Below are 16,086 nucleotides of genomic sequence, written 5' to 3'. Positions count from 1 at the left end.
GTGGCACGCTTTCTGCATAATGTTGCTCGTTTCCTCACAACCGAGCAACCCATGATCCGCGACACCTCCTCCCAAGACGCCGTTATCGCCGCGCCCAAAGGCCAGGCCACCAAGCGCCGCCTCATCATTGCCGCCGGCGCCGTCGCGCTGCTGGCCGCCGGCTGGTCGTTGATGCACACCTGGCGCGGCAGCGACCATTCGGTCAACGGCTCGCGCCTGCGCATCGCCGAAGTCGGACGCGGCACCCTGATCCGCGACGCCGCCGTCAACGGCCGCGTGGTGGCCGCCGTCAGCCCGACGCTGTACGCGCCGTCGCTGGCCACCGTCACCCTGAAAGCCCACGCCGGCGACACGGTCAAGAAAGGCGACATCCTGGCCGTGCTGGAATCGCCCGACCTGTCGGATGCCCTGAAGCGCGAACAAGCCGCCTACGCCCAGATCGAAGCCGACGTTTCGCGCCAGCGCATCCTGGCCCGCAAGCAAAAGCTGCTGGCCCAGCGCGACGCCGACACTGCCGAAATCGAACGCGTCTCGGCCCAGCGCACCATGGAGCGCTATGACGCCGTCGCCAACGAAGGTGCGGTCGCCAAGATCGAATACCAGCGCGCCAAGGACGCCGTCAACTCCGCCGTGATCCGTTCCAAGCACGCCAAGGAAGCGGCGGTGCTGGAGAACGACAACGTGGCGCTGGAGCTGGAATCGAAAATCAAGCAGCTGGACCAGCAACGCAGCACCCTCTCCAACGCCCAGCGCCGCGTCGACGAGCTGACAGTGCGCGCGCCGGTCGATGGCTTCATCGGCACGCTGTCCGTAGCCGACCGCAGCGTGGTCCCCGCCAACACGCCGCTCATGACGCTGGTCGACCTGTCGCGCCTCGAAGTCGAGCTGGAAGTCCCGGAAACCTACGTCTCCGACATCGGCCTGGGCATGACGGCGGAAGTCAACTACGGCACCGGCACCACCACCGCCAAGCTGTCGGCGCTGTCGCCGGAAGTGGTGAAGAACCAGGTGCTGGCGCGGGTGCGCTTCAACGGCGAGCAGCCGGCCGGCCTGCGCCAGAACCAGCGCGTCACCGCGCGCCTGCTGATCGACGAGAAGCCGAACGTGCTGATGGTGCAGCGCGGCCCCTTCGTCGAATCCGAAGGCGGACGCTTCGCCTACGTGGTCCGCGACGGCATCGCCATCCGCACCCCGATCAAGCTGGGCGCCACCAGCGTCTCCGCCGTGGAGATCCTGGGCGGCCTGAAACAAGGCGACAAGATCGTTGTCGCCGGTACCGAAACCTTTGAAAACGCCGAACGCGTTTCGATCAACAACTAACTTTACCCAAGAGGACCACCATGCTGCGCATGAAAAACCTGAGCAAAGTCTATCGCACCCACATGATCGAAACCCACGCGCTGCGCGGTTTCGAGATCGACGTCAAGCAAGGCGAATTCGTCACCGTCACCGGTCCTTCGGGTTCCGGCAAAACCAGCTTCCTCAACATCGCCGGCCTGCTGGAGGAGTTCACCGACGGCGAGTATGTCCTCGACGGCATCAACGTCAAGGGCATGGACGACAACGCCCGCTCGCGCCTGCGCAATGAAAAGCTGGGCTTCATCTTCCAGGGCTTCAACCTGATTCCCGACCTGTCGCTGTTCGACAACGTCGACGTGCCGCTGCGCTATCGCGGCTTCAACGCCGCCGAGCGCAAGGAGCGCATCGAGGACGCGCTGTCCAAGGTCGGCCTGGCCTCGCGCATGAAGCACTACCCGGCCGAACTGTCCGGCGGCCAGCAGCAGCGCGTGGCGATCGCGCGCGCGCTGGCCGGCTCGCCCAAGCTGCTGCTGGCCGATGAACCGACCGGCAACCTGGATACGCAAATGGCGCGCGGCGTGATGGAGCTGCTGGAGGAAATCAACGCCCAGGGCACCACCATCCTGATGGTCACCCACGATCCCGAACTGGCGGTGCGCACGCAGCGCAACGTCCACATCATCGACGGCCAGGTGTCGGACCTGGTGCGCAAGTCGCCGTCGCTGTCCAATGTCGCGTAAGGGGCGCAGCATGTTCCAATACTACTTCCTCCTCGGCCTGCGCAGCCTGCGCCGCAACCCGGCGCTGACCGCGCTGATGGTGCTGACGCTGGCCATCGGCGTGGCCGCCAGCGTGTCCACGCTGACCATCCTGCACGTGATGTCGGGCGACCCGATCCCGCACAAGAGCGACCGCCTGTTCGTGCCGCTGATCGACAACGGCTCGGCCGAGAACTACAAGCCGGGCGACGAACCGGACGACCGCCAGCTCAGCTACCGCGACGCCATGAACCTGGTCAACAGCAAGGCCGGCGAGCGCCGCACCATGATCTTCGGCGTCTCGCTGGCGCTGGAACCGGCGCGCAAGGACATCAGCGCCTTCAATGCGTCCGGCCTGGCCGCCTACGGCGATTTCTTCAACATGTTCGAAGCGCCTTTCCTGCACGGGCAGGGCTGGAGCCCGGCCGACGACAAGAGCGGCGCGGACGTGGTGGTGCTGAGCCGCAAACTGGCTTCCAAGCTGTATGGCGACACCGACCCGGTCGGACAGCGCATGACGCTGGCCGGCTTCCAATACCAGATCGTCGGCGTGATCGACAACTGGAAAGTGGTGCCGCGCTTCCACCGCATCATCGGCAGCGAAGGCCCGTTCAGCGAAGAGACGGAGATGTACATCCCGTTCAGCAACGCCGTGCGCCACGAGATGCAGCGCAACGGCAGCACCAGCTGCTACGAGGACATCCCACCCGGCTACCAAGCCTTCCTCGATTCGGAATGCACCTGGATCCAGGGCTGGATTGAAACCCGCACCGCCGCCGACCGCGCCGAACTGCAAAGCTTCGTCGACAGCTACGCCATCGAGCAGCGCAAGCTGGGCCGCCTGAAGCGCGCCGCGCCGAACAAGCTGTATGACGTGCGCGAATGGCTGGACTACATGAAGGTGGTCGGCAACGACAACAAGCTGTCGGCCTGGCTGGCGTTCGGCTTCCTGGCCCTGTGCCTGGTCAACACCATCGGCCTGCTGCTGGCAAAGTTCTCGGTGCGCGCCGCCGAAGTGGGCATCCGCCGCGCACTGGGCGCCTCGCGCCGCGAGATCTTCACCCAGTTCCTGATCGAGACCACGGTGGTCGGCCTGGTCGGCGGCGCACTTGGCCTGCTGCTGGCCTTCGGTGCGCTGGCGCTGATCGCCATGCAGTCCAAGGCGCTGACGCTGGTGGCGCACATGGACTGGGTGATGCTGCTGACCACCTTCGTGCTGGCCGTGCTGTCGGCCATCCTGGCCGGCCTGCTGCCGACCTGGCGTGCCTGCCAGGTGACGCCGGCGCTGCAACTCAAATCCCAATAAGCGAGCACCATCATGGAAATCCGTCCTATCCTGTCTGCGCTGCTGCGCAGTAAAACCGGCCCGGTGCTGGTGGCGATCCAGGTCGCCCTCAGCCTCGCCATCCTGGCCAACGCCCTGCACATCGTGCATGAGCGCCAGGCCGTATCGGCCCGTCCTTCGGGACTGGAGCGCGAAGAAGACGTGTTCGCGCTGTCGGTGCGCCACCTCAAGCAAGGCGGCCACGAAGACCAGTTGGCCACGCAGCGCCGGGACTCGGCCGCGCTGCGCGCCGTGCCCGGCGTGCTGGCGGTGTCGAACACCAGCCAAATGCCGCTGTCACGTTCCGGCAATTACACCGGCATGGCGTCCGACCGCAAGCAGACCCGCTCCACCGCGCAATCGACGCTGTACACGGTCGGCGATCCACTGGTGAAGACCTGGGGCCTGAAACTGGTGGAGGGGCGCGACTTCAATCCCGGCGAAATCCCGGAGATCGACACCAACACCAGCGAAGACTTCCCGAAAGTAGCGCTGGTCACGCGCACCCTGGCGGAGAAAATGTGGCCCGGCCAAACCAGCTGGGTCGGCAAGACGCTGTACTTCGGCACCGGCGACAAGGCGCGCAGCTCGCAGGTGATCGGCGTGGTGGAACGCCTGCAAACGCCGGGCGCACAAATCGGCGACAGCGGCGAATACTCGACCATCTCGCCGGCCCGCCTGACCGGTGAGGAAGTGGTCAGCTATACCATCCGCGCCGAGCCGGGACAATTGGACCGCGTGATGAAGGAAACGGCCGACGCCATCCGCGCCGCCTCGTCGATGCCGGTGGTCACCCGCGCCAGGAGCATGGTCGAATTCCGCACCGAGCGCTATCGCTCGGACAATGCGCTGGCGTGGATGCTGGTGACGGTGAGCGTGCTGCTGTTGCTGATCACCGCCAGCGGCATCGTCGGCATGGCCAGCTTGTGGGTCACGCAGCGCCGCAAGCAGATCGGCGTGCGCCGCGCCCTGGGTGCGCGCCGCATCGACATCCTGCGCTACTTCATCACCGAGAACTTCATGATCACCAGCGCCGGCGTCACGGCCGGCGTGCTGCTGGCGCTGGGCCTGAACCAGCTGTTGGTCAGCAAGCTGGAGATGCCGCGCCTGCCGCCCGAATACCTGATCGGCGGCGCCGGCATCTTCTGGGCACTGGGCATCCTGGCGGTGTACGGACCGGCATGGCGGGCCGCCAGCATCTCGCCGGCGACGGCCACGCGCAGCGCCTGATCCATCATGAATGCAGTCCCCGGCATGCCGCGACAATGTTATGCTTGCGGCATGCCTACCGTACTAATTATTGACGACAACGCGGCCGTGTCCGTGGCCCTCGACGTGCTGTTTTCGCTGCACGATATCGCCGCGCTGCGCGCCGCCTCGCCGGAAGCCGGACTGGCCATGCTGGAGCAGCACAGCGTGGACCTGGTGATCCAGGACATGAACTTCAGCGCCGACACCACCTCGGGCGAGGAAGGCACGGCGCTGTTCGGCGCCATCCGCGACCGCTATCCCGACCTGCCGGTGATTTTGCTCACCGCATGGACCCACCTGAACGCGGCCGTGGACCTGATCAAGGCCGGCGCCGCCGACTACCTGGCCAAGCCGTGGGACGACCACAAGCTGATCGCCACCGTCAACAACCTGATCGAACTGGGACAGGCCAAGCGCGCCTTGCAGCAGCGTGTGCAGGGCGAACTGCGCCAGCGCCGCGAACTGGAACGCGGCCACGACCTGCGCGGCATGGTGTTCCAGGACCCCGCCACCGAACGCGTGATCCACCTGGCCTGCCAGGTGGCGCGCGCCGATGTGCCGGTGCTGATCTCCGGTCCCAACGGCACCGGCAAGGAACGCATCGCGGAAATCATCCAGGCCAATTCGGCGGTGCGCAACGGCCCGTTCGTGGTGCTCAACTGCGGCGCGATTCCGTCCGAATTGATCGAGGCCGAATTGTTCGGCGCCGACGCCGGCGCCTACACCGGCGCCTCCAAGGCGCGCGAAGGAAAATTCGAAGCGGCCGATGGCGGCACGCTGTTCCTCGACGAAATCGGCAACCTGCCGCTGGCCGGTCAAATGAAGCTGCTGCGCGTGCTGGAGACGGGACGCTTCGAGCGGCTCGGTTCCAACCGCGAGCGGCAGGTCAAGGTGCGCGTGATCAGCGCCACCAACGCCGACCTGCAGGCCATGATCCGCGCCGGCACCTTCCGCGAGGATTTGTTCTATCGCCTGAACGTGATCGAACTGCGCCTGCCGCCGCTGGCGGCGCGGCCGATGGACATCATGCCGCTGGCGATGAACTTCCTCGGCCCGGACAAGCAGCTGCATCCGGACGCGCAGGCGGCGCTGCTGGCGCACCCGTGGCCCGGCAATGTGCGTGAACTGAAAAACGTCATGATGCGCGCCGGACTGCTGGCCAGCGGCGACATCATCAAGGTGAGCGACCTGGGTCTGCCCGCCGCGCCATCCGGCCATGGCGGCGGCTCTGGCGGCGCGGGCAACGGCGCCGAGGAAGCCAGCCGCGAACCGGACCGCGACGCCATTAGCCTGGCGCTGAGCCGCGCCGGCGGCGTGGTGGCGCAGGCGGCGGCGGAACTCGGCCTGTCGCGCCAGGCGCTGTACCGCCGCATGGAGCGGCTCGGCATCGTCCGTCCCTGATGAGCGACAGCCAGCGCCAGGAAGCCAAGCGGAATAAGGGCTTCCGCCTTTCCCTGCTCACGCGCTGGACGGCGCTGGTGGGCACGCTGCTCACCATCGGCATCCTGATCGCGCTGGCGATGGACCACTTCTTCCCGAAGAATCCCGGACTGGTGCTGGGCGTCTGTCTGCTGTGCGTGCTGCCGATCTCCATCATCACGATTCGCGCGGAGCTGGAGCGCATGCTGTCGCTGTTCCGCGCGCTGACCGGCACCGTCACCAGCTACAAGGACGGCGATTTTTCCTTCAGCCTGCACTGGCCGCAGAACGATGAGCTGAGCGATCTGGTCATCGCCCACAACGAGTTGGGCGACGTGCTGCGCCAGCAGCGCCTGGACTTGGTGCAGCGCGAGCTGCTGCTCGACACCATGGTGCAGAACACCCCGGTGGCGATGCTGCTGGTGAGCGAGTCCGGCCCCATCGTCTACGCCAACGTGGCGGCGCGCCAGCTGCTCAATCAGGGCCGCAAGCTGGAAGGCCACAAGCTGGACGACATCCTGCGCCACGCCTCGCCCGCCCTGCTGGAAGCGTTGGCGCGCGGCGGTGACGGCTTGTTCACCACTAAGGACAAGGACGACGAGGAAGAGGTCTATCACCTGGCACGCCGCAGCTTCAACCTCAATGGCCGCAAACACGAACTGCTGCTGCTGCGCCAGCTGACCATGGAGCTGCGCCGGCAGGAAGTGCAGACGTGGAAAAAAGTCATCCGCGTGATCAGCCACGAATTGAACAACTCCCTGGCGCCATTGACCTCGCTGGCGCATTCCGGCGCGGAGCTGGTGCGGCGCGGGCAAACCGAACGCCTGCCGCAAATCCTCGCTACCATCGAGGAGCGCACGCGCCATCTGGAGAGCTTTATCCTCGGCTACGCGCGCTTCGCCAAGCTGCCGACGCCGCGCCTGGAAGCGCAGCAGTGGCAAGCCTTCCTGTCGCAGTTGGGCGAGCAGGTCATCTTCAAGCAGATCGGCGAAGCGCCGGCCGAGTCCTGCGCCTTCGATCCGGCGCAATTGGAGCAGGCGCTATTGAACCTGCTGAAGAACGCCCATGAATCGGGCTCGCCGGCCGACCAGGTCAGCCTGGAAGTGCGGCGCCTGCACGAAGGCGTGCGCATCGACGTACAGGACCGTGGTCCAGGCATGAGCGACACGGTGCTGACCAACGCCCTGGTGCCGTTTTACTCGACAAAGCGCAGCGGCACAGGCCTGGGCCTGGCGCTGGCGCGCGAGATCGCCGAAGCCCACGGCGGTCGCATCACCCTCTCCAACCGCGAAGGCGGCGGACTGACCGTGACCATGATTTTGCCGCTGGCCTGATAAACTGGCGGCATGAGTACCTCCGCACCCACCCGTTTCGACCAGCCCGGCCATCCGCCCGCCACCATCACCGAATTCCAGGGCGTGCGCAGCCTGCACCTCGGCACCTCCTGGGTGCAGGGCGCCATGCGCATCGCCAAGCCCGACAACATCGAGCTCGAATACGTCCAGATGATGATGATGTGGATGCTGTTCCACGACCAGCCGCAGCACATCGTGCAACTGGGCCTGGGCAGCGCCGCGCTGACCAAATTCTGCTACCGCCGCCTGCCGCAATCGCGCGTGACGGCCATCGAACTCAATCCCAACGTGATCGCCATGTGCCAGGCGCAGTTCGGCCTGCCGTCCAACGACGAGCGCCTGAACGTGCGTGAAATGAACGCCATGGATTTCGTGCTCGACCCGGCCAACCGCAACACCGTCGATATCCTGCAGGTGGACCTGTACGACGAGGAAGCGCGCGGTCCGGTGCTGGACTCGCCCGAGTTCTACCAGGGCTGCGCCGACGTGCTGCGCGACGGCGGCATCATGACCACCAATGTCTTCGGCGACGATTTCAGCAACTACGACAAGAATTTGCAGACCATGGAGCTGGCGTTCGACGCGGTGGTCTGGTTACCGGAAGTACATGACGCCAACATCGTCGTCATCGCATTCAAGAACTCACCATCGCTCGATTTCAGCGTGCTGTATGAGCGCGCCGGCGAGATCAAAAAGACATTGAATCTTCCAGCGAAGAATTGGGTAAACGGCCTGAAAGGCTGGATGCGCGACCATCAATAGGCTGGTGCGTTTTTCGCATATCGATATGCGCTTGCATCATACCGATGCGTGCGCGCCACACTTTCGTGCGCCTTTGCACCATGACCGTTCCGGGCCGCCGGCCACTTTACGATACATTGGGTTACAAAGCACGAAATATTAACTTATGTGCACATTCCGCAACATTGTGGTGCATGCCGCGTTGTCGCTCTTCGCCCGCTACCCTTAGTATTTTCTCAACGGCCCTACCCCGCTGGCCGTCTTCACAATACCAAGAGAGAAAATCAATGCAAAGAGCACCTCAATTCAAACGCACCTTGCTGGCCAGCGCTATCCTGCTGTTGGCTGCGCAAAGCGCTTTTGCGCAATCGTCTACCGACAGCAGCGCCAAAGCCGAAGATCAACAAACCGTGGTGGTTCTGGGCTCGCGCTCGGTCGCCAAAACCGCGCTGGACACCTCGTCGCCGGTGGGCCTGATCGGCCTGAAAGACCTGCAGACCGCCGGCCCACTGGAGCTGGGCAAGCTGCTGCAAACGCTGGACCCGTCGTTCAACTTCTCCACCACCTTCATCAGCGACGGCACCGACTCGATCCGTCCGGCCACCCTGCGTTCGCTGGGCCCTGACCAGGTGCTGGTGCTGATCAACGGCAAGCGCCGTCACCAGCAGGCGCTGGTCAACGTGCAGCAGACCATTGGCCGCGGTTCGGCCGGTACCGACATCAACGCCATTCCGCTGGCCGCCATCCACCACATCGAAGTGCTGCGCGATGGCGCCGCCGCACAATACGGTTCCGATGCGATCGCCGGCGTGATCAACATCGTCCTGAAATCGAACATCGGCGAGACCTCCGTGAGCGGCCAGTACGGCACCACCTCGGAAGGCGACGGCGACCTGTATTCGGCCAGCGTCAATCGCGGCTTCGCCCTGGGCGAAAACGGCGGCTACCTGAACCTGACGGCCGAAGCCCGCAAGCGCGGCGAAACCAACCGCGCCGGCCCGGACTCGCTGCGCACCAATCCAGCGCGCGTGACCCAGCACATCGGCGACAGCAACACCCGCGACTCCTACCTGTGGTGGAACGGCGCGCTGCCGATCGACGCCAAGAGCGAGTTCTACGCCTTCGGCGGCGTCTCCAAGCGCAAGAGCGACTCCTTCGGCTTCTTCCGTTCGGCCGGCGACGACCGCACCGTGCCTGCCGTGTATCCGAACGGCTTCCTGCCGGCGATCCGCACCGACATCAAGGATGCCTCGTTCGCCTTCGGCTACCGCCGCGACCTGACCGACACCTGGAAGGCCGACATCAGCATCAACTACGGCGCCAGCGAACTGGCCTTCCACGAATCGGACAGCTTGAACGTCTCCTACTGGTATGAGCCGAAACCGGGTGGCGGCATCTACGCCGAATCGGCGCGCGAAGCCGACACCGGCACGCTGAAGTTCAACCAGCTGACCTTCAACGCCGACGTCAAAGGCCCGGTCCAACTGGGCGGCACCGAAGTGTCCCTGGCCACCGGCTTCGAATACCGTCAGGACAACTACCAGATCATCGCCGGCGATCCGATCTCCTACCAGTACGGCCGCACCAACAACCCGGCCATCATCATCAAGACGCCTAGCGGCGCAACCGCGAGCGCCGGTATCCAGGGCTTCCCTGGCTACACCCCCGGCACCGCCGTGGATTCGGGCCGCCACAACATCGCCCTGTTCCTCGATGCCGAAACCAAGCCTGTGCAGGAACTGACCCTGGCCGGCGCGGTACGCTACGAAAAATACTCGGACTTCGGCGACACCGTCACCGGCAAGCTGAGCGCCCGCTTCGACCCGACCAAGGAAGTAGGCTTCCGCGCCAGCGCCTCGACCGGCTTCCGCGCACCGAGCGTGCAGCAGGAGTTCTACAGCTCCGTGTCGACCAATCTGAATAACGGCGTGCTGACCGAAACCCTGACCGCGCGTCAGGGCAGCGCCGTGACCCAGGCCTTCGGCATCAAGCCGTTGAAGGAAGAAACCTCGACCAGCGCCAGCGCCGGCGTGGTGTTCCGCCCAGCGAAGAACGCCTCGCTGACCGTCGACGCCTACCAGATCAAGATCAAGGACCGCATCGTGTTCTCGAGCGAGATCGCACCGGAAGCAGGCGGCGGCCCGATCGCCAACATCCTGAAGCCGCTGGGCGTGGGCCAGGCGCAGTTCTTCACCAACGCGGTCGATACCCGTACCCGTGGCCTGGACATCGTCGCCGAGCACACCACCAAGTTCGATGCCTCCACCCTGGTGCTGTCGGGCCAACTGGGCTTCAACAAGACCGAAGTAACCAAGCGCCATTCGACTTCCTCGGTGCTGAGCGGCGAGAAGCTGTTCGACCAAGCCCAGGTAACTCTGATCGAACGCGGCCAGCCACGCAAGCACCACGTGGTGGCTGCCGACTACACCGTCGGCCCATGGAACCTGAACGCGCGCGCCAACTACCACGGCGAAGTGTATGCGGAGAGCTTCAGCCCTCTGCAGAAGTGGGATGCGCGCTGGTTGGTGGACACCACGGTACGCTATGCCTTCAGCAAGCGCACCTTCCTGGGCGTAGGCGTGAACAACCTGTTCAACCAGGTGCCTAACGAGTGGACCAACGGCGGCGACTTCCCGAAACTGGGCTTCACCCGCTGCTGGGAAACCTGCCCTATCGGCGTGAACGGCCGCTCGTTCTACGTGCGTGCTGATACGGCGTTTTAATCAGGCCTGAACGGTTGGCGGCGTAGGCCGCAAGGTGGATCAGCGCCGCCAACTGTTTGACCAGTTCCTCCATCTGCTCGGCCGGCACTTGTGCGTAGCCGAGCATCAGTCCCTTCCATCCCGAATCCCCTTGTGTATCGTGCGTGCTGAGCGCGTTGACGGCGATGTCGCGCTCCTGCGCCTGCCGCACAATCGCCGTGTCATCGATGCGCGCGTCGTTGAAGCGCAGCGACAGGTGCATGCCTGCCGAACCGCCGTGCACCGTCGCTATTGATCCCAGATGCGTTTGCAGCGCCGCCACCAGCGCGTCGCGCCGTTGTCGGTACAGGCGACGCATGCGGCGCAGGTGCAGCAGGAATTGCCCGCTTTGCAGGAACTCCGCCAACGCCAGTTGCTCGGCCACGCGGCCGCGCGGGAAAGACTGTTCGCGCATCTGTGCAAACGGTTCAGCCAGCGCGGCCGGCACCACCACGAAGCCAATGCGCAGCGAGGGGAACATGGTCTTGCTGAAGGTGCCCAGGTAGACCACCGGTGCGTCGGGCGCCAGGCCCTGCATGGCGTGCAGGGGTGCGCCGTCGTGGCGGAATTCGCTGTCGTAATCGTCTTCGATAATCAATGCGCCGGCGTTGCGCGCGTCTTCGATCAGCGCCAGGCGGCGGCGCAGGCTCAGAACGCTGCCTACGGGGTATTGGTGCGAGGGCGTGGTGTAGATCAAGCGTGGCGGGCGTAGCAGCCAGTCGGCCGGCTGCGGCGCCATGCCGTCGTCGTCGACGTCGATGCCGGAGACCAGCAGGCCGGTGCCGCGTGCTGCGGCCATGGCGCCGCCGTAGCCGGGATTCTCGATCCAGATGGTGTCGCCCTCGTCCGCCAGGGCGCGCATGCAGAGATCCAGGCTGCTCTGCGTGCCGTCGGTGATGAAGACCTGGCCGGCCTCGCAGGCGACGCCGCGCGAGGCGCGCAGATGGTCGGCAATCGCGGTGCGCAGCTGCGGCTCGCCGGCGGTGTCGCCGTAGTTGAGCTGGACCACCGTCATGGCCCGCAAGGCACGCTCCATCATGCGGCGCCACAGCGTCATCGGAAAGTGCTCCAGCGCCGGCACGCCGGGCACGAAGGCGCCCATGCGGTCGGCCGGTCCCGGCAACGGCCGCAGATTGCTCATGCGCTGCGAGAGGCCCACCGTCGGCGCGGCAGTGCGCAGCGCCGTAGAGCGCGCCGACGCGTCAGGCGTAGCGCCACGCACCGCAGCCGCAGCCGCATTCACGCGCGTGCTTGCCGCATTCGCGGCTATCGCCACCATCGGCGCGACCACGGTGCCGCGCCGGTCGGTGATCACGAATCCTTCTCCTGCCAGCTGCTCGTACGCGTACAACACCGTATTGCGCGCCACGCCCAGTTCCTCGGCCAGCGCGCGCGAAGCCGCCAGGCGCGTGCCCGCCGCCAGCGTGCCGTTGCGGATCGCCGCGCGCAAGCACTCGTGCAGCATGCGCTGACGCGGCCAACCATGATGGCCATGCTGTTCCGCATAGCCGTCGATCAACACCGAAAAGTCCATTCGTGGCTCCATGAAATTAGCAATCCGTGGATCTATTGATAGAACCAGCATTTCATTATATTGCGCTTTTACGAAAGGAATCCATGTCCCCCACCGACCGCACCCGCGTCCGCCGCGTCGCCACCAATGCACGCTACGACGCCGCCACCCTGCACGCCATCGTCGACGACGCCTACCTGTGCCACATCGCCTTCAGCGACAGCAAGGGCGCGCACTGCATACCAACCGTCTGCTGGCGCGAAGGCGATCACTTGTACATCCACGGCTCCAACGGCAGCCGCATGGTCAAGCACTTGCTGGAGAACGAATGCTGCGTGACGATCACGCACGTGGACGGCCTGGTGCTGGCGCGGTCGGCGTTCAACCATTCCATGAACTACCGCTCGGCCATGATCTACGGCCGCTTCGCAGCAGTCGAAGGCGACGCCGCACGCAGCGCGATGGAAGCGCTCATGGAAAAACTGGCGCCCGGCCGCCAGGCCGAGATCCGTCCCGGCTCCGACAAGGAATACGCCGCCGCCACCGTGCTGCGCATCCCGCTGGCCGAAGCGGCCTGCAAGATCCGCTCCGGCGGCGTCGAGGACGACGAGGAAGACCTGTCCTGGCCGGTGTGGGCCGGCGTCCTGCCATGGGCCCGCACACCTCTCCCAGCGCAGCCGGATGCGGCCTGCACGCTGCCGGCACCGGCATACGTGCTGGCCTGGTCAAAAATGTAGTTGAGCTACAGAACATTAATCTAGTCTGTAGTACAAATACAACTTTAATCATCGCCATAGCGCATCAAGGGCAAGTTTACCGGTTTTCACGTAACAAAACCGTAAACTTTGTTTGACTGGCATTCTAGTTTTAATACAAGATGAGTCTCAAGCGTCGCAAGAGCGCCTAAACCGACTACACCCTGGAGACTACAATGCAGCTCAATCAACAAGAGCGCGGCCTGCGTGCCGCGCTCCCGCTCAGCCCTGTCGCCGCCGCCTGCGCGGTACTGATTTCCGCCCTGTCCGCGCCGGTCCACGCGCAAACGGCCAGCGCTCCGCAAGCCGCCGATGCACCAACCACCGTGGTGGTGGCCGGCATCCGTCGCGGTATCGAAGACGCGATCTCGGTCAAGAAGGATGCGACCTCCATCGTTGAAACCATCTCCGCCGAAGACATCGGCAAACTGCCGGACGTCTCGATCGCCGAATCGATCGCGCGCTTGCCTGGCCTGGCCGCGCAACGCGTCGCCGGCCGCGCACAAGTGATCTCGATTCGCGGCCTGTCGCCGGACTTCGCCACCACGCTGCTGAACGGCCGCGAACAGGTCAGCACCGGCGACAACCGCAGCGTCGAATTCGACCAGTATCCGTCCGAGCTGCTGAGCGCCGTCACCATCTACAAAACGCCGGACGCGGGCCTGATCGGCCAAGGCCTGTCCGGCACCATCGACATGCAGACCGTGCGTCCGCTGGCCTTCAGCGGCCGTAACTTCTCGCTGAACGTGCGCGGTGAGAAAAACTCGCTCGGCAAAATCGCCAACGCCAAGGACACCGGCCACCGCGTCAGCGCCAGCTACATCGACCAGTTTGCGAATCGCACGGTCGGCATCGCGCTGGGCGTGGCCCACCTCGAATCGCCTATCCTCGACAACGAGACCGGCACCTATGAGCCATTCAACCAGAGCGCCGTATCGGGCGTACCGGCCGGCACCTACGTCACCGCCGGCGTCAAGTCGCTGGCGAAGAGCGGCGTGTTGAAACGCACTGGCCTGATCGGTGTACTGGAATATCGTCCATCGAAAATGTGGACCAGCACCATCGACGTCTTCGCGTCGGAATTCAAGCAGGTCGACACCAACAACCAGTTCGAAGTAAACCTGGGCGGCTACAACGGCAGCAACAACCCGATCGGCTTCAACTACAGCAGCGTCAACATCGCCAACGGCACGCTGCTGGGCGGCACCGCCACCGGCGCCTACCCGCTGGTGCGCGGCCAGTACAACAACCGCAAGGACCAGATCCGCACCGCCGGCTGGGCCAACCGCTTCAACTTCGGCAGCTGGTCGCTGCTGGCCGACGCCAACTACTCGCAGGCCAAGCGCGACGAGACCTACCTCGAAAACAACCTGCAGCTGCAAACCGCCACCGGCGGCGCCTTCAACGACACGCTGATGACCGTCGGCTGGAAACCAGGCGACTTCGCCACCATCGCCGGCAAACTGAATTACAGCGATCCGACCAAACTGTTCACCGGTAACTCGATCTACGGCTACGGCAGCACCTATGCACCGCACCTGGTCGATACCATGAAGAGCTTCAAGCTGGTGGCCACCCTGCCGCTGCCGGATGCGATGGAGAGCTACCTGCACAGCCTCGATGTCGGCGTCAATCACAGCAACCGCACCAAGACCAAGCGCCAGCCTTCGGGCCAGCTGTTCGCCAAGGGTAATCCGACCATCTCCAGCGATCTGCTGTACGCGCCGGTGGACCTGGGCTTCGCCGGTTCGGGCGTGGTCCCATCGTGGAACGTTCCTGCGGTGATCGCCAAGTACTTCGATCCGATCAACTACGACCTGGCCAACAATGCCGGCACCATCAGCCGCGCATGGGACGTGACCGAGAAGATCACCACCAGCTTCGCCCGCGCCAATATCGACTCCGACCTGGGCGGCGTGACGCTGCGCGGTAACGTCGGCGCACAACTGGTGCACACCGACCAGTCGTCCGATTCGCTGTATGCGGATGCCGGCGGCGTGGCCCATCCTACCCACGACGGCAAGAGCTACAACGATGTGCTGCCTAGTTTGAATCTGGCCTTCGGGCTGGCGAACGACCAGACGCTGCGCGTATCGCTGGCCAAGCAGATCGCCCGTCCGCGCGTCGACCAGCTGAACGCCGGCTTCAACTTCACCGTCGACAGCGGCACCCGCCTTCCTAGCGGCAGCGGCGGCAACACCAGGCTCGATCCATGGCGCGCCAAGGCCTTCGACGTATCGTGGGAAAAGTACTTCGCCAAGAAGGGCTACGTAGCGCTGGCTGGCTTCTATAAAAAGCTCGACACCTACATCTACACCTTCTCGGAAACACGCGACTTCTCGCAGTTCACGGCCGGCACCAACGCCATCACCAACATGGGCCAGTACACCACTTCGTACAACGGCAAGGGCGGCACGCTGAAGGGCGCGGAGCTGTCGGTATCGGTGCCGTTTGACATGCTGACGCCTGCGCTGAGCGGCTTCGGCGTGTTGGCCAGCACCTCGTACACCGAGAGCGCGATCGACATCAAGGAAGTCAATTCGACCATCGGCAAGATCCAGCTGCCAGGCTTGTCGCGCAACGTCACCAACGTGACGCTGTACTACGAGAAGTCGGGCTTCTCGACCCGCGTGAGCGCCCGCAAGCGTTCGGACTACGTGGGCGAGATCGGCAACTTCGCCGGCGACCGCCAGCTGCGTTATGTGGTGGGCGATCAGCCGATCGACTTCCAGATCGGTTACACCTTCAACGAAGGCGCATACAAAGGTCTGGGCGTGCTGCTGCAGGTGAACAACCTGACCAACGAAGCGTATGAAACCTATGCGAACAGCAAGGATCGTCAGCTGGAGTATGCGAAGTATGGACGCACTGTCCTGTTTGGGCTGAACTACAAGTTCTAAAGTCCGGCCAAGGACGCCGGCACGAAGTCT

General features: G+C 64.6%; 11 protein-coding genes. 10 read left to right on the top strand and 1 reads right to left on the bottom strand.

Annotated elements, in window-relative coordinates:
* Positions 1 to 51 precede the first annotated feature (51 nt).
* From ACXZ1M_RS15475 to ACXZ1M_RS15440, 8 genes are all read left to right on the top strand, one after another.
* Entirely contained in the window at positions 52 to 1,320 is a 1,269-nt protein-coding gene (locus tag ACXZ1M_RS15475) for an efflux RND transporter periplasmic adaptor subunit (RefSeq protein WP_459048583.1), read from the top strand.
* A 20-nt stretch (positions 1,321 to 1,340) separates the two neighbouring features.
* Positions 1,341 to 2,039, top strand: coding sequence for an ABC transporter ATP-binding protein (locus tag ACXZ1M_RS15470; protein ID WP_092281417.1), 699 nt, complete (start codon positions 1,341 to 1,343; stop codon positions 2,037 to 2,039).
* A 10-nt stretch (positions 2,040 to 2,049) separates the two neighbouring features.
* On the top strand, positions 2,050 to 3,363 hold the full coding sequence (locus ACXZ1M_RS15465; protein WP_459048582.1) for an ABC transporter permease: 1,314 nt from the start codon (positions 2,050 to 2,052) through the stop codon (positions 3,361 to 3,363).
* Positions 3,364 to 3,375: 12 nt separating this feature from the next.
* Positions 3,376 to 4,611, top strand: coding sequence for an ABC transporter permease (locus ACXZ1M_RS15460; protein WP_459048581.1), 1,236 nt, complete (start codon positions 3,376 to 3,378; stop codon positions 4,609 to 4,611).
* 51 nt (positions 4,612 to 4,662) lie between these two features.
* A complete protein-coding gene (locus ACXZ1M_RS15455) occupies positions 4,663 to 6,033 on the top strand; it encodes a sigma-54-dependent transcriptional regulator (protein WP_459048580.1) in 1,371 nt (456 codons plus the stop codon).
* Positions 6,033 to 7,385 carry a sensor histidine kinase gene (locus tag ACXZ1M_RS15450; protein WP_459048579.1) on the top strand — a complete coding sequence of 451 codons (1,353 nt, stop codon included), beginning with the start codon at positions 6,033 to 6,035 and terminating at the stop codon, positions 7,383 to 7,385. Before ACXZ1M_RS15455 ends, ACXZ1M_RS15450 begins: the two co-directional genes overlap by 1 nt.
* 12 nt (positions 7,386 to 7,397) lie before the next feature.
* A complete protein-coding gene (locus ACXZ1M_RS15445; RefSeq protein ID WP_459048578.1) occupies positions 7,398 to 8,168 on the top strand; it encodes a spermine/spermidine synthase domain-containing protein in 771 nt (256 codons plus the stop codon).
* A gap of 266 nt (positions 8,169 to 8,434) precedes the next feature.
* Positions 8,435 to 10,870, top strand: a complete 2,436-nt coding sequence (locus ACXZ1M_RS15440) for a TonB-dependent receptor plug domain-containing protein (RefSeq protein WP_459048577.1) — start codon at positions 8,435 to 8,437, stop codon at positions 10,868 to 10,870.
* On the opposite strand, the gene pdxR is transcribed toward ACXZ1M_RS15440, so the two are convergent.
* The gene (gene pdxR, locus ACXZ1M_RS15435) at positions 10,818 to 12,422 is read right to left on the bottom strand and encodes a MocR-like pyridoxine biosynthesis transcription factor PdxR (protein ID WP_459048576.1); all 1,605 of its coding nucleotides are present in this window, start codon (positions 12,420 to 12,422) and stop codon (positions 10,818 to 10,820) included. The two genes, ACXZ1M_RS15440 and pdxR, sit on opposite strands and share 53 nt — an antisense overlap.
* Before the next feature lie 83 nt (positions 12,423 to 12,505).
* Here pdxR and ACXZ1M_RS15430 point away from each other — a divergent pair, with 83 nt between their 5' ends.
* Together ACXZ1M_RS15430 and ACXZ1M_RS15425 are read left to right on the top strand one after the other, a co-directional pair.
* Positions 12,506 to 13,138: a pyridoxamine 5'-phosphate oxidase family protein gene (locus ACXZ1M_RS15430; RefSeq protein ID WP_459048575.1), complete on the top strand. Its 633-nt coding sequence runs from the start codon at positions 12,506 to 12,508 to the stop codon at positions 13,136 to 13,138.
* Between the two features lie 194 nt (positions 13,139 to 13,332).
* Positions 13,333 to 16,056, top strand: a complete 2,724-nt coding sequence (locus ACXZ1M_RS15425; RefSeq protein WP_459048574.1) for a TonB-dependent receptor — start codon at positions 13,333 to 13,335, stop codon at positions 16,054 to 16,056.
* Positions 16,057 to 16,086: the final 30 nt, after the last annotated feature.

Source organism: Duganella paludis, assembly GCF_054461335.1.
Note: the sequence above shows the minus strand (reverse complement) of the source record. Positions and strands in the feature narration are given on the sequence as shown.